This window comes from Flavobacterium pectinovorum (assembly GCF_006438875.1).
Taxonomy (GTDB): domain Bacteria; phylum Bacteroidota; class Bacteroidia; order Flavobacteriales; family Flavobacteriaceae; genus Flavobacterium; species Flavobacterium pectinovorum_A.
In genome coordinates, this window is record NZ_RCZH01000006.1 from 132,454 (window position 1) to 155,102 (window position 22,649).

Here is a 22,649-nt window from a genome sequence, read left to right on the forward strand (position 1 = left end):
GATTTGGTTTTTAGTTAATAAAATTATTGAGTTAGTTTTTTTATTGAGCACTTAAATACGAGAAAACGAATTGACTTATACTATACTATACTACAACACTACAAACATACAAATATTTTCATAACATCCAAATTATGTTTTAAGAATTTGTTATTTTTTTGCGGGAATTATTTCAGCATTTGTATAAATATCAATGTTTAAAAAGAATAAGAGAATAAATCATGGAATAAAATCAAGAAATCTCAGACAAAAATAAAGCACATGTGCCCTAAAAAAAGGAAAATAAGTACTTTAAAGTGATTTTTGTAGTACTGAATTTATTTTTTAAATAATTCGAAAGAAAAAGAAAAAAAATAACTAAAAAGAAGAATTATTAGTCAAATCATTCTTAATAAATATTGTTGGATCTTTGTGTCATTTGGACACAGAAAACAGTGACTATAAAGAATAAACATCGTAAATCACACCAAAAATTTCGTCCCGAAAATCGTCAATCTTTGTCGAATTACGCGTGTGATTTCTCCTCCGTCGAAATGACAAGATTGTGGTTATCTTGTCCATAAAAACAAAAAAAGACGCAATGCTTTGCGTCTCTACGATAAAACCTTTGTCCCTATGAACCTCAGAACCTTTGAACCTTTGTTTCTCAGAACCTCAGAACCTTCCTCACGCTATCCCCCATTTAGAGAATAAAATAAAAATACTCACCATCCCTATTAAAAGCGCTGCGAAATACCAATAACGGTTTTTCCATGGTGACAATTCAACAGATTCAAGTTTGATTTCAGTATAATTATAATTGGGATAAAATCTGGAAGCAACCAACATACATATTGTAGTAAATACAAACAATAATGCCAGCATGTGCAAATAATGAAGCTTAATATCGAGAATATAATTAAAGATTACATAACTTAAAATAAAGAATATCATTCCAATTTTAGCAGCTTGTGGTGGTACTTTTTTCGAAACAAAACCAACCAGAATAATGGTGAAAATTGGTAAACAAAACATTCCACCAAGTTGTTGCAAATACGTATAAAAACCAGCTTTGCTAAACATTATAAACGGAGCTGAAAACATGGCTAAAGCCGAAACAATGATTTCGAATTTACGTCCTGTATATACCAAATGTTTCTCTGTTATTTCCTTATTTCTTTTTTCTAACCACGGTTTATAAAGGTTCAGTACAAACAACGTACTGCTGCTATTTAAACCTGCATTAAATGTACTAATTGCAGCACCAAGAACTACTGCAGCGGTTAAACCAATTAGAATCGTTGGCAACGTATCTTTTACAACTAATGGAAAAACTTCGGTAGTATTTTCAAGGTTTTTATACAAATGAACTCCAATCAATCCGGGAATATTGATAATAAACGGACATAATAATTTTCCCAAACACGCCAATCCCATTCCTTTTTGACTGTGAGAAAGACTTTTTGCTGATAAAGCCTGTTGAACAATAAACTGCTCCATTCCCCAATAATACAGATTCATGATAAACATACCCGTAAAAATGGTACTAAGCGGAACTGCGTCATGAGGACCTCCAATTGCATTAAGGTGTTCTTTATTCTGCGAAAGCATAATATGCAAACCTTGTGACCAATCGCCATGACCCAGAAATTTAAATCCAAAATAAGGAAAAGCAATACCAATGGTCAATAATCCGATACTTAAAATGGTGTCACTTATAGAAATAGCGCGTAAACCTCCAAGAACCGAATATGCGCAACCCGTTAGCCCAATCACCCAGACCATAATCCAGATATTTTGCCAATACGTTAATTGCAACGGCTGTAAAAAATTGAACATTCCGGTAAGGGCAACTGCTCCACCGTATAAAACTGCGGGAAGTAAATTAACAATATAACTGCATAGAAATATAATTGAAACTAATCTCTTGGTCGATTGATCGTAGCGTTTCCCTAAATAATCCGGAATTGTCATGGCTCCGGTACGAAAATAAATAGGCAAAAAAAACTCCGCAACTAATAACATCGCCAGCACAGAACTTACGCCCCATGCTATAACACTCATATTATTGGTATATATAGATTCGTTTTCGCCTATAAATTGATTCGCACTTATATTGCTCAGCAACAATGCTCCTCCTACTATTAAGAAATTATTGTTGTGATCTGCAAAAAAAAGTCCATTTGTGGTTTGTACCTTTTTTTTACGCGTTTTAATTGCTGAAATTAGGGCAATAAGACCTGTAATTAGTAAAAAACTAACAATGGACAATACACTCATAAACTACAACGAATTTCGATCAACAAGAACCGTTGGAATAATCTCCTGAATCTTTTTACGATTCAGGACAAAATTCGCCGCTTTTTTTCCCATTTCAGAGAAATCAGTTGAGAATGTGGTAACTCCGTCAAAAATAATCTCTTTTACAATATCATCATTGTGCGAAATAAACCCAATATCCGAGCCAATCTTAAGACCCTTAATTTTAGAATCTTTCAGCATTTCCCAAAGTTCAAGATTGTGAATTGTAAAATATACTTTTCCTTTTTCTAAAGATCCTGAAACGTATTCTTCTTTAATTACTCCCTTAATATCGTGATCTTTCATGAATCTTTTAAATGAATTCAAAATTTCATCCGGTTCAGCAGACGATGGCTTAAAGAAGAAAATAATCTCATCGTATTTCTTAATTTTATCTTTTAATTGTACAAAAGCATTGTAAGACGAATCGCCAAACTCTTGCGCAACATAATTATAATCTTCATCCGTTTCTATATATCGATCTACCAACAAAACCCTGTTGGTTGGCAATAGTTTTAAAACAGGAGGCGTTTTTACACTTGGAATTGGAGCGATAACAAACATTCCGTATTTTCCCTTTATATTTTGGATGATACTTTCGAAGGTATCAAAATTATTATGGTGGAAAAAGATATCCAACTGCACATTTTTTCCTAGTCCTTTTCTGAAGTTTTCATAAAATGTTTCCTGAAAAATATCAAATGCAAATATTAACAAAGCTACTTTTAGCTCTTGTTTAACATCATTTGTAGCCACAAAATAACCCAGTCGATTCTTTGATTCGATGATTCCTCTGTGTACAAGTTCTTTGTAAGCTTTGGCAATTGTTTCTCTGGCAAAACCTAATTCACTTATAAAAGTATTTACAGACGGGAGCAAATCACCCTTGGTAACTACCTTTTCATCAATAGAATTAATTATTCCCTGAACCAGTTGCTCATGTTTAGAGAAGGAATTTATAGATTCAAGATTTTTTATCTGTTGAATAATTTGCTTCATAAAACGTTATAGTTTGGTATTTAATTAGAAATATATTACAAATATATACTAATGTTCGAGATTAAGTTTTAGGCCTTCGTAATTTTTAAAACAACACTGCTATTCGAAGAATTTACATTTGGGTTAATTCCCACCTGCATTAAGAAATCACCGGAATAAGTTGTGGTTTCTACCGCCGGTTTTTTATCCGGATAAATATTAATTTCTTCTACTTTATAGTTTTTTCCTGCTTCAAGTCCTTTTAGTTTTATTGGGAGATGTGTTCCTGCTTCATATCTTGAATTAACCAAGTAACTAAAAACTACTGCTTCGTTACCATTTTTATTCACAAACATTACAGATGCAGCATCATTACCCCAAGGATTTTGTAGACGATATTGATCGCCCTGCCAAATTGTATTACTCAAAGCTCCGTAGTTTTTGATAGCCTGCTGAACATAAGATAAATCATTATCGTTTAACTCTTTAACCACAATATCAAAACCTAATCTGCCCATCATAGCAACATCTGTACGGTATTTAATAGACTGTTTTCCCCAATCTGTAACGTGCGCCGCAATAGTCAAGGCAGGATAAAAATACGAGTATTCCCATTGCATATATACACGCTCCAAAGGATCTGTATTATCGCTTGGCCAGAACTCAGTAAAATATTTCAATGCGGCATAATCAACTCTTCCGCCACCACCGGAGCAAAGCATCATTGGTACTTTTGGATATTTTATACGAATACGCTCGAGAACTTTATAAAGTCCGTTTACGTAATCCGTATAAAAATTAGATTGTTTGTCTTTTAAATTACTTGAATAAGCGTTATAAATTACCGCATTACAATCCCATTTGATATATGCTAATTCCGGATTCTCTGTAAAAAGATTGTCTACAACTCCGTAAACAAAATCCTGAACTTTTGGGTTCGATAAATCTAAAACCAATTGATTACGGAAATAATGTTCTGCTCTTCCCGGTTGTTTTACAATCCATTCCGGGTGTTTTTTATACAAATCACTCGCAGGATTTACCATTTCAGGTTCAATCCAAATTCCGAATTTTACCTGATTGTCTTTAGCCGTTTTCACTAAAGTTCCAATTCCGTTTGGTAACTTCTTTTTGTTTACGTCCCAATCTCCCAAAGCCGCGTCATCGTTGTTACGAGGAAAATTGTTTCCAAACCATCCGTCATCCAGTAAAAACATATCTACACCCAGTTTTTTACTATCGGCGATAAGCACTTTTAGTTTATTTTCATCAAAATTAAAGTAAGTAGCTTCCCAGTTGTTTAGCAATGTCAAACGACTTCCTTTTCCGTCTAATATTTTATAATTTCTTGACCAATCGTGCAAATTACGGCTTGCATTTCCTTTTCCTTTTGAAGATAAAGTGTACCAAAATTTAGGCGTTGTAAATACTTCATTTTTAGGCAATGAATAAGCCGCCGCGGCATTGTTAATACCAGAAATAACACGAAGATTATTTAAAGGATCTAATTCTAAATCTGTTCTGAAATTTCCTGACCATTCTAATCCTGCAAACAAAACTTTTCCTTCATCTTCTGTTGCTGGTTTGTCCAGAGACACCATGAATACTGAAGGCTGAAATAAATTGGCACGAGAACCTAATTTAGTATCTAAAACTTTAATTCCGTGAGTCAGTTTAGTTTCTTCAGGCTGCATTTCTTTAGCCCAATCACCATGATATTGGTTCAAATAGAAATTATTATATCCTTTCAAATATAAATTAGCCGAAGCATATTTATTCAAAGTTATATTGCTTTTTTCCGTGTGCTGAATTGTAGTCCATTGCTCAACAACATCAGTATCATAATAAGCCTGAATAAACATATGAACTTCAACCGGATATACAGGATCTTTAAGCGTGATTTCGGTTTGAGAAATTCCTGTACTTACCGTTGTTGTTTTATGCGTTACATATAATAAATCAAGTGAAGTATTTCCGTCAGCGTGTGTTACGGCAATGGCAGGTTCTAATAAATTTTTAGATCCGGATGGTGTATATGCTGCGTTATAAATTCCTGAATAATCTGTTCCCTGACGAAACTGAGCTTGTATTTTTACATAATCAAAATCGTTTGCCAATTTTTCTCCTAAATAAATAGTATTCAATTCTTTTCCGGGAGTAACTTGCAAAACAAGAGCATTACTTTTTGTTTTTACAGAGATAATTTGTTGCGCTGTTATTGTGCTGCAATAACTCGTCAGAATAAAAAATGCGATCGTAAAAGACTGCCTTAATGTTGTAAATTGCTTTTTCATTTTATTATATGTTATTTTTTTATTTCTTTTCTTGTGTAATACCTGCCCAAACATCTGTTCTAAAAGAAGATGCCGGTAAATCTGATGCGTTTGTTAAATTTCCGTCAGGATTATCAGCCCAATTGTAGCGCACTGCAACCGGATTTGGAACTTCCTGAGCATATACTTCAACTTTTCCGTTTACTATTTTTGCTTCAGCCCAATAAAATTTCTGATCTGATCCTGCAATCGAAAAACCTTTTAATTCGCCGTTTTTAGCTTTAATATTCTCCTTAAAATCAAAATCTAACGTCGCTATATTTCTTTCGATTTTATACGATTTATAAAGCGGTCCCGAATACTCAATTTTAGTATTATAAACTTTTGCCAAAGCGATATTTGCCAAACGACCACCTACATCTTGTTTGTTTTTTGGATGAATATCTTCCCCATTTCCAATATCTGTTGTCACCGCCATTCCAGTGTTTGGTAATTTCAAAGTCAGGAATTGTGCTTCACGCAACTCTGCCCAATCAGAAGCTGTAGGTTGTTCTTTTTTCTGTTTATAATTTGCCAATTGAACAAAGAAAAACGGTAAATTTTTATCTTTAAATTTACCTCTCCAATCGTTTATCAACAGCGGAAATAACTTCTGATATTGATACGCTCTTTCGGCATTACTTTCGCCCTGATACCAGATTACTCCTTTTATTTTATAGTCCAACAAAGGCGCAATCATTGCATTGTATATAGCGCTTGGTCTGTTTTGGCCTTGAGCCAAATAAGGTTTTGCAGGTAAATCTTTGCTATCAATTCCAATAGAATATTTCCAGTTTCCGGCCAATGAAATAGTTTCTTTTTCTGATTTTAAAGCGAAGTTTTCATCCCCATAAATTCCTCCGTTTCCTGATCCGTCAAAAACTCTGATGGTTATCGTATTTTCTCCTTTATTCAGAAATTTTGATGGAATTGTATAATGACGCTCTACATTATAACCTTTAGTTTCTCCAATATAATTTCCGTTTACCCAGATCATATCGTCATCATCTGCCAAATAACTAATGCTCAAATCTTTTTTTATAATACTTTCTGAAAGTGTAACCTTTTTTCTAAACCAGACTACGCCATCAAAATTGCCTAATCCGTTGCTATCAAAAAATGAAGGCAGTTTCATTGTTTTCCACGAAGTGTCATCAAAATTGGGTGTTGCCCAAATTGCTTTTCCCGTCTCAAATCCTTTATCAGAACCTATTACTTTCATTTCCCAATCTGCCAAATCTGCATTATATTTTTGCAATAATGCGGCTCCATCAGTTTCTGATTTCATCGCCTGAATTTCGGTATCAAAATCATGAATTGTAGTTAACGCTCCGGAACTTGTCCAGGCTTCAATTAGCGTTCCTCCCCATGAAGAATGGATTAACCCTATGGGAATCTTTTTTTCGTTATAAATTTTTCTAGCAAAAAAATATGCCGTTGCACTAAAATCAGCAACCGTTTTTCGACTGCAAACATTCCATCCGTCGTGTTGTACTGTAAGTGTATTTAATGGTAAAGTGCTTTCTATGTGTTCTGCTTGTAATAATCTTATTTGAGGATAATTAGCATTTTCTATCTCTTCCTTATAATTATTTATTTTTCCCCAACCTTCCAGAGGCATTTCCATATTACTTTGCCCGGAACACAACCAAACTTCACCAATTAAAATATTATTGAGCGTTTTTATTGTTCCGTCGTGTATCGTAATCGTGTATGGTCCTCCGTAAACGGGAGTTTTCAAAACCACATTCCATTTGCCATTTGTGACATTCTTAGTGTATGATTTTTTATCCCATGAAGTTGTGATCGTTACCGATTTTCCATCACTTTCTCCCCAAAACGGAACTGCGCTTTTTTGCTGTAAAACCATATTATCTGTAAAGAACGAAGGCAATAATACTGTAGCAGTAACTACATTTGACGATAATACAAACAACGCCAATACCAGAATCATTTTCTTAAAAAAGTTTCTTTTCATGCTGCTTTAATTAACGGTTTACGATTTTATACAAATGAGCATCTTTGGCGCCAAGCGTAACATTTATAATATTATTTTTTACCTCAATATTTTCAGAAGTAAAAAGATCCTGCAATTTATAGCTGCCATTTTTTACGCCTAATCTTTCTAACGGAAGCGCATAACTTTTGCTTGAAGCACCATAATTTAAAACCGCAACATACCTATCATTTCCAATTTTTTGTTCGAAAACTTCTGTAGTCAATTTTCCTGTATTTCCTTCTACCGGACGGAATGCTACGCCATGAGAAACAATTTGAAGTAATTCTTTATTCTGAAGCCATTCTTTAGCACGTTTACTCCAAATTCCGTCTTTACTATAATCATCACCCGTAATCAATGTTCCTGTAATCACAGCCGAAATTAATCTCGCACGATTTTCCCCTTCGGTCACATCTGCAAAAACTACGTGATCTGCATCAATATAATTGTAAGCATAGGTTTGCCACCAACCATAATTGACACTATTAAGAGTATATTGTGTTTGTTCGATTGTTTTCCAGGCATCGCACGCAATACGACGAACGTGTGCGTAACGTGATGTTGCCATATTTGGAGAAATTGCGGCATAAATAAGCATTTTTCCATCTAACGCGTTCACCAAATGCTCCATTCCAACTTTATAAGCCTGCATTCCTGTCGTAACATTTTTGTCGTAAAACGAAGTCGATTCCGCGGCAGCGTGACCTAAAAAATCGATTTTAATCATTTTAAAACCACATGCTTTTAATTTATTAATCACATAATCAACACGTTTAAGCGTTCCCGGATGTGTAGGATCAATAGCACGAGCACCGTCAAAATCAAAATAAGTATTTCCGGTTTTTGTCCACATTTCACCAAAATTATAATCACTTCCTTCCGCTTTACGATTCGGACCATCTTTCCAACCCCAATCTGTAAACGGCGCCCAATAAGCTCCCGGTTCCAGACCTTTGCTTTTACAATAATCTGCAAATTCTTTTAGTTTACTAAAATCTCCTGTAAAACCACCTTTGACCATATTATCCCAAAAAGAATCCAAATCGATGAAAGCGGTATTCCCAACACGAAATTGCGGAATTGAACTGGCAAAGAAATCAGCAACCTTAGTCGTGTTATCATAATTAATTTTCTCCATCAAAACGCCCCAACTGTTCCAGCCAACCGGAGTTGGTTTATCCCAATTAAAAACAAAAGGTTTTTCTACAATACGATTCGTTTTAGCATATTCTTCCATTCCGTTTCTCCAGTCTGAATAATATCCAACGAAAAACTTTGGCGAAGAAACTTTATCCCCTTTTACAATACCATGCGCTATACTATCGCGTGTTACTTCTTTTTCAGAATATCCTGCCCAGGTAGAAAAGAACGGTTGTTTGTTTTTATTGATTGTTTTTACAGCACTTTTCCAAACTGTATGCTCAAGAGAGCCTATTATAAAACCATTTCGGGAAGTATTATTAAAAAGGATTCCAACTTCTGCACTTGTGTTCTGAGAAACTGCATCAAATTTTTTCGAATCATAACTGATAAAAGCATCATTATCATAAGGAACAAAAACGGTTTGCAGATTTTCGATTTTATCAAAACTAATTTTTCCTAAATCTAAAGGCGAAATATAATTGGTAGCGATTTGTTTTCCGTTGCCTGAAATTTCAATTTGAGTTATAAAGTATTCCTTATTATTATAAGTTAGAAAACTTTGGATTAGCGTTGGATTATTTTTATCGGTATAAGTAAGCGTATATTTTAGACCTTTTCCCAAATTATCATTAATCTTTTCTTTTGATAAAACAGCCGCTGAATAATCGTTAACCGAAATTGTTTTACCATTTACAATAACCGAAGCTTTTGCATCCGAAAAAATACTTTTTCCCGATTGACTTACCGCAATTGTTTTCTGTTTAACATCATAAGTAATAATTCCGCTTTTCCCAAAAGTCATTTTAATGCTACTTTGGGCTTTCGCCGAATTGCAAAAAATGACCATTAACAATACGGACAAAAACGAGTTTTTTAAGAGGAAATGGTATTGTTTCATTAAATAAAGTTTTGGTTATTATACTATTCTATACTACAATAATACAAATTAAAATTAATTCTACAAGAGCTTCCAAAAAAATTGTTCTGTAGTTCGTATAAAAACAATGCTAAACATCAGAAAATCAGACGTTATTAAAAATAAATAATATTACACTTTTTTGTGAAATAGTCAATTTGACAATAATATAGCTAAAGTAATCCCTAAAATTTACTAAACAAACAGATTCGTGTTTTGATTTTTTCTCTCGCAGATTTTGCAGATTAAGCAGATTTTTATTTTTATAATCTTTTTACTCTTCGAGAAGAAAATTTAAAACCTAGGAAAACACAAAAAAAACTGACATTCAAGCAAGGTTTTTTTCTGACCTTGTAGATTTGCTTGTAATACTACAAGGCTTCGAAAACATATCTTTATATCGAAATAATGCCACAGATTAAAAGATTAAAAAAAATCTGCTTAATCTGCCAAATCTGCGTGAAAAGTATTTAGCGCAAAAACATGCATACCTAAAAGGTTTCGAAAACCTTGCAGGATTACGGATAAATAAAAAAGGAGCTTAAAAAACTCCTATTTTATTCTAAATGAAAAACTAAACTTATCCGTTCTTTAAATGTTTTGCCCGTAATCTGCTTAAAAATTCAGGCGTGATTCCTAAATAAGAAGCTATATATTGTTGTGAAACCCGCTGCGACAATGCCGGATAACGATCAAGAAATTCTACATACTGTTCCATCGCAGTCGAAGAAACGGTTTTAAACAAACGCTTCTGCAATTTAGACAAATGTCTTTGAATCATTAATCGGAACATACGCTCTAATTGTGGAACTTCATTGATCAGATTTTCTTTCGCTTGACGGGTCAAAACCAACAATTCGCAATCTTCCAGCGTTTCAATATACATATCGCTCGGTACCTGATCTTCAAAACTCGTGATATCACTTACCCACCAATCTTCGGTTGCAAATTGTAAGGTTAATTCAATTCCGTCACGATCAACAAAATATTCCCGAATACAACCTTTATTTATATAGGCTTCAAAATTGCAGATTTCTCCAGCATGCAACAGAATTGTTTTCTTGGGAATTTTTCTTAACTCGAGACTGTTTTCAAAAATTTTAATCTCTTGCTCTGATAGTCGGGCAAATCTGGAAAGATAATCATGGATTTTTTCAAACATCTTTAAAACTTGTTTAGTAGGATTGCTTTTGGTAACAAGTCGTAAATATAAGATGTATTTATTTAAGGTGTTTGTTGTGGTCGTTTTTATCAACGTAATTTATAGACAACGAATTTCCGTAGAGGCGCACAGCAGTGCGTCTCCGTATAGATTGCACATAAAATTACAACCCAAAATTAGTACCTAACGGCACATTTTTCACGAATCATGATTCGCATGAATAACACAATTTATTATTATTTCTTGATCTAGTTTAAGAAATTAGGTAATTTAATATTTGATCTTTGAAAATTAAACATCCTATAAATTTATAATTCAATGAAAGATCAAGTTCTCCATCTAAGAATCACCCTTGCATTATCGGCAATTGAGGATCTTATTCCCGCTTATATGCAAGTTGAAGAAGATAAAGCAATTTCTAATGGCAACGTTGCAATTTGTATTATTGACGAAGAAGGCTCCGTTTATGGCCAAATGTATGGAAATGATAAAGCACGGAAAAGACATTCCTATAAAATTGCCTGGACAAAAGCAAGTCAGGTTTGGCTTACGGGAGTTAAAACGGGTGATTATGAGAGATTGGTTTTTAATAAAATTGTAGAGGAGAACGCTAACGGAATAGAAGCTCCCGATCTTATTGGCTGGCAGGGCGGACAACCTATTATACTAAATGACGGCACACAGCTTTCTGTTGGTTTTAGTGGTTTTAGAGGTGTTACCGATTTAGAAATTGTAACCAAAGCATTCAAAAAAATATAACAATCATAATTAAAAAAACATGACTTATTTACCCAATTCAAACCGTTATCAAAATATGGAATACCGCCGTTGTGGTAACAGCGGATTGATGCTTCCAGCTCTTTCGCTTGGTTTGTGGCATAACTTTGGCGCAATCGATAGCATCGAAAACGCCCGAAACATATTGCACACCGCTTTTGATAACGGTATTACGCATTTTGATCTTGCCAATAATTATGGTCCTCCGGCGGGATCTGCCGAGAGTACTTTTGGAGAATTATTCAAACAGGATTTTAAACCTTTTCGCGATGAGCTTTTAATTTCTACGAAAGCCGGATGGCCAATGTGGGACGGTCCTTACGGAGATTTTGGTTCCAAAAAACATTTAATTGCCAGTTTAGACCAAAGTCTGAAACGTATGGATTTGGATTATGTCGATATTTTTTATCACCACAGACCTGATCCAAACACGCCAATGGAAGAAACTATGGCAGCGCTTGATTTAATTGTACGTCAGGGAAAAGCGCTTTATGTAGGTGTTTCGAGTTATAGTCCAGCGGAAACTCAAAAGGCATTTACTATTTTGAAAGAACTGGGAACTCCTTGCGTGATTCATCAGCCTAAATATTCGATGTTGGAACGTTCTGTAGAAGACGGATTATTGGATGTTTTAGAATTGAACGGCATTGGCGGAATTGCTTTTTCTCCTCTTGCACAAGGTCTTTTGACTAATAAATACCTAAACGGGATTCCTGAAAACTCAAGAGCGACAGCACATCGCGGTAACGGAGCAATTGAAGAAGATGCGATCACGCCTGAGAATATTTCTAAGGTTAAAAAATTGAATGAAATGGCATTAGAACGTGGTCAAACCTTAGCTCAAATGGCTTTGGCATGGGTAATGAAAGACAAAAGAATTTCGTCGGTTATTATTGGCGCAAGCAAACCGGAACAAGTAATTGATTCTGTAGGCTGTCTTAAAAATACTTCGTTTACAACAGACGAATTAAAGGCGATCAATCAAATTCTGATATAAAAGCAATTACATGAATTGGCACTAGTTTTAAATAAAAAAAATCTGTACCAATCTGTTTAATCCGCACAATCTGTGGGCTATTTGTAACGAATAATCATACTAACTATTTAACCATAATTATGAAAAAATATCATTTTACAACATGCCTGACCATCATGTTATCCGGATTTCTGGCGGCAAATTTGGCGGCACAGAAAAAGACTCCAAAAGCTACAGAATACAAAAGTATTTCGGTTTATGTAACGGCAAAAAATACCGACAATAAACTGACTAAAACACAAACACTGTCGTTTGTTTCTAAACCACAACCAACGGAAAAAGAATTTTCGGTATTTGTTGATCCTTCTAAAACGTATCAAACCATGTTGGGAATTGGCGGCGCAATTACTGATGCTTCCGCAGAAGTTTTTTACAAGCTTTCGAAAGCCCAACAAGAAGAAATCCTGACGGCTTATTATGATAAAGACAAGGGAATTGGTTATACATTAGCTAGGACTAATATGCAAAGCTGTGATTTCTCCTCTGATATTTACAGTTATATTGCTGAAGGTGACAAAGACCTAAAAACCTTCGATATTAGCCATGATAGAAAATATAGAATTCCGCTAATTAAAGAAGCGATTGCAAAAGCCGGAGGGAAACTAACTTTATACGCTTCGCCGTGGAGTCCGCCTGCGTGGATGAAAACGAACAATAATGTATTACAAGGCGGAACTTTGAAACCGGAATACCACCAAAGTTGGGCTAACTTTTTTGTGAAGTTTATAAAGGAATACGAAAAAGAAGGAATTCCGATTTGGGGTTATACCGTTCAAAACGAACCTATGGCAGTTCAAAAGTGGGAATCCTGCATTTTTACGGCTGAAGAAGAACGTGATTTTATAAAAAACTTTCTTGGACCAACTATGCAAAAAGCAGGTTTATCTAAAAAGAAATTAATAATGTGGGACCATAATCGTGATTTAATGTACCAGCGTGTAAGCACGGTTCTGGAAGATAAAGAGGCGGAAAAATATGTTTGGGGCATTGGATATCATTGGTACGAAGACTGGCATAAAAACGGAATGAACTTTGAAGCGGAACGTCGTGTTGCAGAAGCATTCCCTGATAAACCACTTATCCTGACAGAAGGTTGCGCAGCTGATTTTGATCAAAAATTATTAACGGATTGGACTTACGGCGAAAAATACGGAATGTCGATGATTAATGATTTCAATATTGGAACTGTCGCCTGGACAGATTGGAATATTTTATTGGATGAAAAAGGCGGACCAAACCACGTTCAAAACTTTTGCATGTCACCTATTCACGCCGATCTTACTACCGGAAAACTGATCTATACAAACGGTTATTATTACTTAGGACATTTTTCTAAATTCATTCATCCGGGCGCAAAACGTGTGGCTTGTAATTCGAGCAGTAATAAACTTTTGTCTACAGCATTTCTAAATCAGGATAATAATCTGGAAGTCGTTGTCATGAATCAATCTGATGATAATGTTGAGTATTTTCTTTGGATAAAAGGAAAAGCTTCAAAAATAACAAGTTTGGCACATTCTATTGCTACTTTAGAAATAAAATAGATTCTTTAACACATAGAGACATAGCTCTATTTTGTGCTTAAAAAGGCGTTTCACTTAGCATTAATGCACATAGCTATGTGTGAAGAAATGTGTTTCTTTTTTGCAACCTTTTAATATAAATAAAAATCTATGTTTCTATGTGTTAGAATTAATTACTTTAGAAATACGCTAGCTCTTTTAACACATAGAAACATAGATTTTTGGATTTGTGTCTAAACTATGTGAAGACGCACCGCTGTGCGTCTCTACGGATATTCGTTGTCTATTAAATAATTTTAATCGCAAAGTTTTACCGTAGAGATGCACAGCAGTGCATCTAATCTTTGTGTGCTTTATAATCTCTACGTTGTAAAAATTAAAAAATATAATATGAAAAGAGCTTTAATAATCCTGAATATTTTCGTTTTGATTGGCACATCGGCAATAGCCCAAACATCGGCTGAAAAGTCAAAACCAATGAAGTTACAGCAAATTCCTGGGAAAATAGAATGCGAATTCTACGATCTTGGCGGCGAAGGAATTGCGTATCACGACACTGACGAAGTCAATAATGGCAGCGGAAAACTGAATCCTGTAAACGGAAATCCTTTGAACGAATTCAGAATAAATGAAGCTGTAGATATTTCGTATACCAAAACTGATAGTATTGATGACACACCCTATACTAAAGTACCTATCAAGATGAAACAGTTGTATGTGGGCTGGACTCAACCTACAGAATGGATTAATTATACGGTTCAGGTGAAGAAATCCGGAACGTACAAAATTGGCGTTTTATATACTGCAAATGGCGATGGTGCAATTTCTATTGCCGTAAACGGAAAAGACGCCACAGGAAATATCAAAATCGAATCGACACACGATGATAAAGATCCTGTTGCATGGAGACAATGGCATCATTGGAATAGTTCGAAAAACATCGGAACTATTAAACTCGAAAAAGGCACGCAATTGCTGACTTTACATATTGTAGAAAACGGCAATATGAACTTAGACTATTTGACTTTTTCGCCCAATTAAAAAATTAAATTTTACCATATAAGTCATATAAGTTCATTTAAGTTTTGTGCGTAACTATATGTATACGCGTAACTATATTATAGTACAGCTTATATTTACTTATATGACTTATATGGTAAAAATAGTATTCTAAAACAAGTATTTCTACGTAAAACCAGTTCATTCTATCTTTATAAATTAGCGGCACAAAATGATCGCCATTTTTAATTCTCTTATAAAGACGTTATGAGCAATTTTCATCTTACTGCACTTTTACCAATACAAAAAGAATTTCCACACTATTTACCAAATAGAAATTTTCTTCCATTTAATGAAAAACCGATGTATCAATATATGATCGAAAAATTACTAAAATTCGATCAGTTTGAAAGTATTGTGATCAATACAGATTCTGAGGAAGTGAAGGAATATTGTAAATGGAATGGTAAATTAAGAGTTATTGACCGACCAAAACATTTGATTGGCGAAGATGTAAAATCGGATCAAATCACGGCTTATACGCTTGAGAAAATTTCGGGCGAACATTTTATCGAAATTCAAAGTTTTAATCCATTAGTGACTCATTTTACGATAGAAAGTTTCATCAAAACGTATATTGATTATCTTGTACCCGGAGAATATTATGATTCACTTTTCAGTATGCAGCGTTATGAATGGAGAAATTTTGATATCGATAAAATGGAAATGAATGATGCATTCCCTTTTTCAATAATCGAAAACGGAATCCTTCATGGATTTAATCGTAAAACTTTCCTCAAAAATCGAAAAAAAATTGGAAAAATGGCTACGCTTTATGATGTAAAAGAAATTGAAAACACACTGTTGGATTCAGAAACTAATTATGAATTAGTAAAACTGGTTTTTGATAATCAGGATAAGTTTCCAGCTATTTTCCATAGTGGAGTTTAAAAAAAGAACTATTTTAAGGTTTAGAAAATTTACTTTAACACATAGAAACATAGTTTTAAATTATATAGATTAAGAAAGCTAAAAAAAATCTAGATTTTAACACATAGTAAGCATCTCAACTATGTGAATTCATAAATAGTGAAACGTCTTTCTACTCAGTCAAAGTCTATGTCTCTATGTGTTAAAAAAAAGGGATTGTTTCAATTTGTGATGAAACAATCCCCTTTTATAAATTTAAAAACTATTTACTCAGAAATAAACTTAGAATTTAAACGTAACATTTGCTGTTATACGAGTTGGATTTTGAGCTGCAAGTCTGTAAGACCAATACTTTTCGTTGGTTATATTATCTACTTTAAGACCCAATCTATACTTTGGCTGATCGTAAAAAAGCGAAGCGTCTAATACGGTGTATGACGGAATTGAGAACTTGAAAGCTGTGGTATTTGTTTGGTAATATTCACTTCCGTAAATTCCTCCAAAACCAATTCCTAAACCTTGAGCCTGACCTGTTGTAACTCTATAACTTGCCCATAAGTTTGCCGTTCTTGGTGATCCTGCAGTTGTTGGACGCAATCCCTGAACGCTGGCATTACTCTTTTCGTATTTACTGTCATTATAAGTATAACCTGCCACAATATTTAATCCCGAAATTGGGTTGGCAATTAACTCTGCTTCAAAACCTTTACTCACCTGAGTTCCATCCTGAATGGAGAAATTTGCATGATCGGGATCATCACGAGTGATATTTGTTACTTGAATATCGTAGTAACTTAATGTAGCCGAAATTTTGTTCAGGTCAAATTTAAAACCTCCCTCCCACTGATTCGCTTGATTTGGTTTGAAAGTATTACCGTCAAAATCAGAACCGGAAACGTTGCTGAAACCGTTCATATAATTACCAAACACAGCAATTTTTTCTTTCATAATTTGATAAACTAATCCAAATTTTGGAGAGAAAGCTGTTTGATTATAATTTCCTACGATAGAATCTTTACTTGGATAATAAACTCCTTTGTTTTCATATTTATCTACACGAATTCCACCCATCGCTAATAATCTGTCTGTTACATTTAAAACATCCGAAACATAAGCGCTATAGGTAACTTCATCATTCGATACGTAATTGGTGAATTTAGCCGTAGCAAACATTGGCGCCACTTTGTCTACATTAAAATTATTATACGCATCACCCGGCTTTTTATAATCCATTGCCGGCATATTTACAGTTGCGTCATTACGCGTAGCACGCAAACTATAATAATCTAAACCTGCAACTACTCTGTTTTTTAGCTTTCCGATTTTAAAAACTCCAATGAAATTCTGCTGAATATCTGTTCCGTAAAAAGGAGATTCCTGATACGTAACTTGCTGTCTCAATGTTGTAGGAGACATCATTTGTAATGCCACCGTGTAACCGTCAGATGATGATCTTGTTCTCGATAAAATGGTTTGAGAAGTCCATTCATCAGACATTTTATACTTTAACTGAGCAAAAACATTGTATTGTTGGCTCGTGTAATTAATAGTATTATTGGCAAAAGATAATTTATATGGAATATCAAGTTGTTCAATACCACTTTCTGTTCCTTTTACAGCAAACGGAGCAAGTCTTGTTGGCGAAGTTGCTTTATATAAACTAAATTCGGCATCGATTAAAAGCGTTAATCGATCATTGATTTCGTATGAAAAACTTGGGGCAATAGAAAAATTCTTGTTGAATCCTGCATCCTGAAAACTCCTTTCGCTGTGAAAAGCCGTATTGACTCTTAATAATGCCGTTTTATCTGCGTTAAGCGGAGTATTAATATCAGCTGTAAATCGGTTCAAATCCCAACTTGCTGCAGAATACGATATTTCACCTTTAAAACTGTCAAAAGGCTTTTTGGTAACACGGTTAAATAAACCACCAAAGGATGATAATGTACTTCCAAAAAGTGTTGCAGATGGTCCTTTAATAACCTCAATACGCTCTAAATTTGAAGGATCAATAGTGGTATAAGTAAAACTCCCAACACCATTTCTAACTACTTGTGGAGTTGGAAAACCTCGTGAAATAGAAGTTGTACGACCTTGATTTCTAACTTCGGCAATACCGGCTCCGGGAACGTTTTTGAAGGCACTGTTATAATCTGTGATTACCTGCTCTTTCATTAATTCCTTGCTTACAACAATATAAACCTGTGAATTTTCGATGTTTTTCAAAGGCATTTTTGCCACATCAAAACTTTCTTTTTTAGCAAAACGATTTCCTCCCGTACGAATTACAACATCTTCAAGATTCTCTACAGATGAGTTTACTTGCACGTCTACAATCACAGATGGGGCTTGTTCCGAAATCTCCGCAGTTTCAGTAGATGAAGCATATCCTGTCATCGTAACTTCGAGCGTATATTTACCAAAAGGTACTTTTTTGAACTCGTAATTACCGGATGCATTTGTTACGGCGCTCTTATTTATTTCGATCAATTTTACTACAACTCCCTGACCCGCATTACCATCATTAGTGATAACAGTTCCTGAAATTTGTCCTGTAGTTCCTGATTGTGCGTGAATGAAGCCTACATTCAACAGGGAAAATATTAAAAGGAATAGCGATAAATTATAGTGTGTTTTTTGGTTTCTTTTCTGAAAAAATCCGCAAAAAGAGGATATTAAAGGTACTAGTCTTGTCATGTTATTCTTATTTAAACTAATTCTAAATTAAAGCGCAAAAGAACAATATAAATTTCAATCTATCAATAGTAAATTGTTATTTTTTTCTGAAATAAATCCTTTTAAAGAAGCGTAAAAAATATACTACACAAATGTTAATCCATATTATAACAATAAGAATTATGATTAAACAATTTTCGCACAAAGAGTCGCAATGTTTTTAATCTTAATTTTTTGACTAGCCTCCTGCTTCAGCTCAATGTCATTAAATTAAGGGAAATCTATAATGCTTCGCTGAAATAATCTCTCACAGAAGAAGCAAAAAATTTTTTTTTCACGCAGATTTAGCAGATTTAGCAGATTTTTTTTAATCTTTTTAATCCTTTAATCTGTGGCTTTAAAATAAAGAAGCTTAACTTAATGACATTGTGCTTCAGCTGGAGGTAATTAACACATGTAATAAAAGGCTTTAACCAAATCACGTATTTTTGGCTAAAGCCATTCAGATTGATCTTATATAAACTCCAGCTAAAGCTGGAGCCAATTCAAAAAAACCAAATCTTATACAAAAAAATGCCTGTATTCTTTCTGGAAGAACACAGGCACTTGCAACAAAAAACTTCACTAAATTATTTTTAAGGAATATAACCTACTTCAACGCCTCATAAAGTATTTCTACCGGATGTTGCGCTTTTCGTCCTGTACCGTCCGAAATTTGATGCCTGCAACTTGTTCCGGAAGCCGAAATCAATGTCGCAGCTTCTTCTGAACGAATCGTTGGGAATAAAACCAACTCTCCTATTTTCATAGAAATATCATAATGTTCTTTTTCGTAGCCAAAAGAACCTGCCATCCCGCAACAGCCACTCGGAATATTCAGCACGGTATAGTTCTTTGGCAAAAGCAAAATTTTCTTTAACGGAACCAATGACGATAAAGCTTTCTGAAAACAATGTCCATGCATTCGTACTCGTTCTGTTTTATCTGTAAAACTATTTGATGAAATTCGTCCTTCGTCTAATTCTTTGGCTAAAAACTCTTCTATCAAAAAGGTCTTTTTCGCAAATGCTTTTGCTTTTGCTTTTAAATCTCCGCGACATAAATCAGGATATTCATCCCGAAAACTCAATATTGCTGAAGGTTCAATTCCGATTAAAATACCCTCTTCCGGAATTGTTGTTTCGAAATCCCTTGTATTTTGTTCCGCTATTTCTCGCGCTTCTCTTAGCATTCCTTTCGAAAGATACGTTCTTCCGCTGATGCCAATTTTAGGAATTTCAACTTGATATCCCAAACGATTCAGAAGTTTAACGGTTGTCTGACCAATTTCGACATCATAATAATTCAGAAATTCATCATTGTATAAATACACCTTTCCGTTTACAAAATCTCCGCTCTGAATGTAATTTTTTATCCATTTGGCAAAAGTGATTTTGTGCATTAAAGGTAATTTCCTTTCTGTGGCAAAACCAGTTGCTTTTTTAATCACATTTCCCAAAGCACCTTTAGTAGATAAATTATACATCCACGGAATTGCAGCAAACAAATGGTTTATTTTTGGTGTATTTCCGATCAATCTGGAACGGAATTTCACACCGTTTTTATCATGATATTGTTGTAAAGTTTCAGCTTTTAATTTTGCCATATCTACATTCGACGGACATTCAGATTTACATCCTTTACAACTTAAACACAAATCAAGTACATCAAGAAGATTTTCATCATCAAACTTATTTGCTTTTGTCGAGTTTGTAATCGTTTCTCTCAACATGTTTGCTCTCGCACGCGTTGTATGTTTTTCATCTCGCGTTGCCATATAACTTGGACACATTGTACCTCCGCTTTTCTCTGTTTTTCTACAATCACCGGATCCGTTGCACATTTCGGCTGCACGCAGGATTCCGTTATTTTCAGAGAAATCAAAATAGGTATCCGGCATTGGCGTGTCTTGCCCCGCTGTATATCGCAAACTAGAATCCATAGGAGGCGTATTCACGATTTTACCCGGATTAAAAACTCCCCACGGATCCCAAACTTCTTTTATCTGAATAAACAATTGATAGATCTCTTCGCCTAACATCAACGGAATAAATTCTCCTCGAAGCCTTCCGTCACCGTGTTCTCCACTTAAAGAACCTTTGTATTTTTTAACTAAATGTGCAATATCGGTAGCTATGGTTCTAAAGATTGCTGTACCTTCTTTTGTTTTTAAATCTATAATCGGGCGCAAATGCAATTCTCCCGTTGCGGCATGTGCATAATGCACGCAGTTTAAGTTTCGTTCTTTTAGAATAGCATTGAAGTCTTCGATAAAATCCGGTAAATCATTAACATCTACAGCGGTATCTTCAATTACGGCAACCGCTTTTGCATCACCCGGAATATTCGATAATAGACCTAATCCAGCTTTTCGCAATGTCCAGACTTTATTGGTATCATCGCCGTAAACAATCGGGAAATGATAACCTAGATTTTTAGAACGCATTAAAGCTTCCATTTCTTTTGCAATAGCATCAATTTCCTCTTGCGAATCTCTCAAAAATTCGACAGCCAAAATAGCCTGAGGATCTCCTTTTACAAAAAAACGATTCTTGCTTTGTTCTATATTTTCCTTAGTACATTCCAGAATATAATGGTCGATTAACTCTACACTATCCGGATTAAATTTTAAAGCTTCGATATTTGCTTTTAAGGATTCATTTATACTTTCAAAATGTACGCAAACCAAAGCTGCAAAAGGCTTTAAAGCATCGACTAAATTCAGTTTTATGGCGGTCGAAAAGAACAATGTTCCCTCTGATCCTGCAATTAATTTACAAAAATTGAATTTTTCATCTGAATCTCCAAAAGGCATAGAATCTGCCAATAAATCCAAAGCGTAACCTGTATTTCTCCTTGGAATTGATTTCTTAGGAAAATTATCGTCGAATAAAGTTCTGTTTGTTTCAGAAGATAATATCTCTTTTGCCTGAACATAAATCGCTTGTTCCAACGGACTCACTACATTGATTCCGTTGCATTTATCTTCAAACTCAGCATTGGTTAAAGAACCAAACGTAACTTCATTTCCATCAGCAAGAAAACCTTTTATTTCAAGTAAATGTTCTCGTGTAGAACCGTAAATAACAGATCTCGCGCCACAAGCATTGTTCCCTACCATTCCGCCAATCATACAGCGATTACTGGTAGAAGTTTCAGGTCCAAAAAAGAGTTTATACGTTTTCAAATGAAGATTCAGCTCATCACGAATTACCCCAGGTTCAACCCAAGCTGATTTATTTGCCTGATCAACCGAAATAATTTTTGTAAACTCTTGCGAAATATCAACTATAATTCCGTTACCCACAACCTGACCCGCAAGCGAAGTTCCCGCTGCTCGCGGAATTACACTGCTATTATTTTCTCTTGCAAAGGCAATAATTTTCTGAATATCTTCTTTTGTTTTCGGAATCGCTACCGCCAAAGGCATTTCTTTATAAGCACTGGCATCAGTTGCATAAAGCAAACGCATGGTATGATCGTAAAATAATTTACCTTCTAATTGTTTTTCTAAACCTTCAAGATTAATCGAACTCTTGGAAAGGATATTATTATCATTCATTTTAATACTTTATTATATAAATTTTGCCGCAAAGGCGCAAAGGCGCAAAGCTTAAACACAATATTGTCATTGCGATTTTCCCAATAAAAGCAATTTTCAGAAGCTAATCCCGCTATCCGTTTCAATCTTTTGTGGCGAACCCCGCCACAAAAGGATTTCCACTTCTATCGGGGCTAGGGCAATCGTTTTCATAACAATATTTTATTTTAGTTTGTCATTTCGACCGAAGGGAGACCCGAGCGATAGCGAACGGACGAAGTAAATCACACTATCCCGAAGTTTCGGGACGCAATCAAAATTGCCAATCTTTGTCGAAT

Annotated in this window: 13 protein-coding genes; 5 read left to right on the forward strand and 8 right to left on the reverse strand. The window is 34.7% G+C overall.

From position 1 onward, the window contains the following. Positions 1–666 precede the first annotated feature (666 nt). The 6 genes from EAH81_RS10440 to EAH81_RS10465 all read right to left on the reverse strand — a co-directional run bounded on the left by EAH81_RS10440 (position 667) and on the right by EAH81_RS10465 (position 10,790). Positions 667–2,259: a solute:sodium symporter family transporter gene (locus EAH81_RS10440; protein WP_140506671.1), complete on the reverse strand. Its 1,593-nt coding sequence runs from the start codon at positions 2,257–2,259 to the stop codon at positions 667–669. Positions 2,260–2,262: 3 nt separating this feature from the next. Continuing rightward, entirely contained in the window at positions 2,263–3,279 is a 1,017-nt protein-coding gene (locus tag EAH81_RS10445) for a GntR family transcriptional regulator (protein ID WP_140506673.1), read from the reverse strand. 68 nt (positions 3,280–3,347) lie between these two features. Further along, positions 3,348–5,552: an alpha-galactosidase gene (locus tag EAH81_RS10450; protein WP_140506675.1), complete on the reverse strand. Its 2,205-nt coding sequence runs from the start codon at positions 5,550–5,552 to the stop codon at positions 3,348–3,350. A gap of 19 nt (positions 5,553–5,571) precedes the next feature. Next, positions 5,572–7,548 carry a sialate O-acetylesterase gene (locus EAH81_RS10455; RefSeq protein ID WP_140506678.1) on the reverse strand — a complete coding sequence of 659 codons (1,977 nt, stop codon included), beginning with the start codon at positions 7,546–7,548 and terminating at the stop codon, positions 5,572–5,574. Positions 7,549–7,558: 10 nt separating this feature from the next. Continuing rightward, positions 7,559–9,514 carry an alpha-galactosidase gene (locus tag EAH81_RS10460; RefSeq protein ID WP_241676549.1) on the reverse strand — a complete coding sequence of 652 codons (1,956 nt, stop codon included), beginning with the start codon at positions 9,512–9,514 and terminating at the stop codon, positions 7,559–7,561. A 694-nt stretch (positions 9,515–10,208) separates the two neighbouring features. Beyond that, positions 10,209–10,790 (reverse strand): Crp/Fnr family transcriptional regulator, encoded by a 582-nt coding sequence (locus tag EAH81_RS10465; protein ID WP_140506682.1) that lies wholly within the window; start codon positions 10,788–10,790, stop codon positions 10,209–10,211. A gap of 318 nt (positions 10,791–11,108) precedes the next feature. Between EAH81_RS10465 and EAH81_RS10470 the strand changes: the two genes are divergently transcribed. From EAH81_RS10470 to EAH81_RS10490, 5 genes are all read left to right on the forward strand, one after another. Next, positions 11,109–11,549, forward strand: a complete 441-nt coding sequence (locus tag EAH81_RS10470; RefSeq protein ID WP_140506684.1) for a GlcG/HbpS family heme-binding protein — start codon at positions 11,109–11,111, stop codon at positions 11,547–11,549. 19 nt (positions 11,550–11,568) lie between these two features. Next, the gene (gene mgrA, locus EAH81_RS10475; RefSeq protein ID WP_140506687.1) at positions 11,569–12,564 is read left to right on the forward strand and encodes an L-glyceraldehyde 3-phosphate reductase; all 996 of its coding nucleotides are present in this window, start codon (positions 11,569–11,571) and stop codon (positions 12,562–12,564) included. 119 nt (positions 12,565–12,683) lie between these two features. Next, positions 12,684–14,147, forward strand: a complete 1,464-nt coding sequence (locus tag EAH81_RS10480; RefSeq protein ID WP_140506689.1) for a glycoside hydrolase family 30 protein — start codon at positions 12,684–12,686, stop codon at positions 14,145–14,147. A gap of 369 nt (positions 14,148–14,516) precedes the next feature. Next, the gene (locus EAH81_RS10485; protein WP_206669082.1) at positions 14,517–15,167 is read left to right on the forward strand and encodes a delta endotoxin C-terminal domain-containing protein; all 651 of its coding nucleotides are present in this window, start codon (positions 14,517–14,519) and stop codon (positions 15,165–15,167) included. Positions 15,168–15,392: 225 nt separating this feature from the next. After that, positions 15,393–16,076 carry a cytidylyltransferase domain-containing protein gene (locus EAH81_RS10490; RefSeq protein ID WP_140506692.1) on the forward strand — a complete coding sequence of 228 codons (684 nt, stop codon included), beginning with the start codon at positions 15,393–15,395 and terminating at the stop codon, positions 16,074–16,076. A gap of 261 nt (positions 16,077–16,337) precedes the next feature. Here the strand turns inward: EAH81_RS10490 and EAH81_RS10495 are convergent, their stop codons facing one another. Both EAH81_RS10495 and EAH81_RS10500 read right to left on the reverse strand, forming a co-directional pair. After that, the gene (locus tag EAH81_RS10495; protein ID WP_140506694.1) at positions 16,338–18,752 is read right to left on the reverse strand and encodes a TonB-dependent receptor; all 2,415 of its coding nucleotides are present in this window, start codon (positions 18,750–18,752) and stop codon (positions 16,338–16,340) included. A 628-nt stretch (positions 18,753–19,380) separates the two neighbouring features. Continuing rightward, the gene (locus EAH81_RS10500; RefSeq protein ID WP_140506696.1) at positions 19,381–22,332 is read right to left on the reverse strand and encodes an FAD-binding and (Fe-S)-binding domain-containing protein; all 2,952 of its coding nucleotides are present in this window, start codon (positions 22,330–22,332) and stop codon (positions 19,381–19,383) included. Between the last annotated feature and the right edge of the window lie 317 nt (positions 22,333–22,649).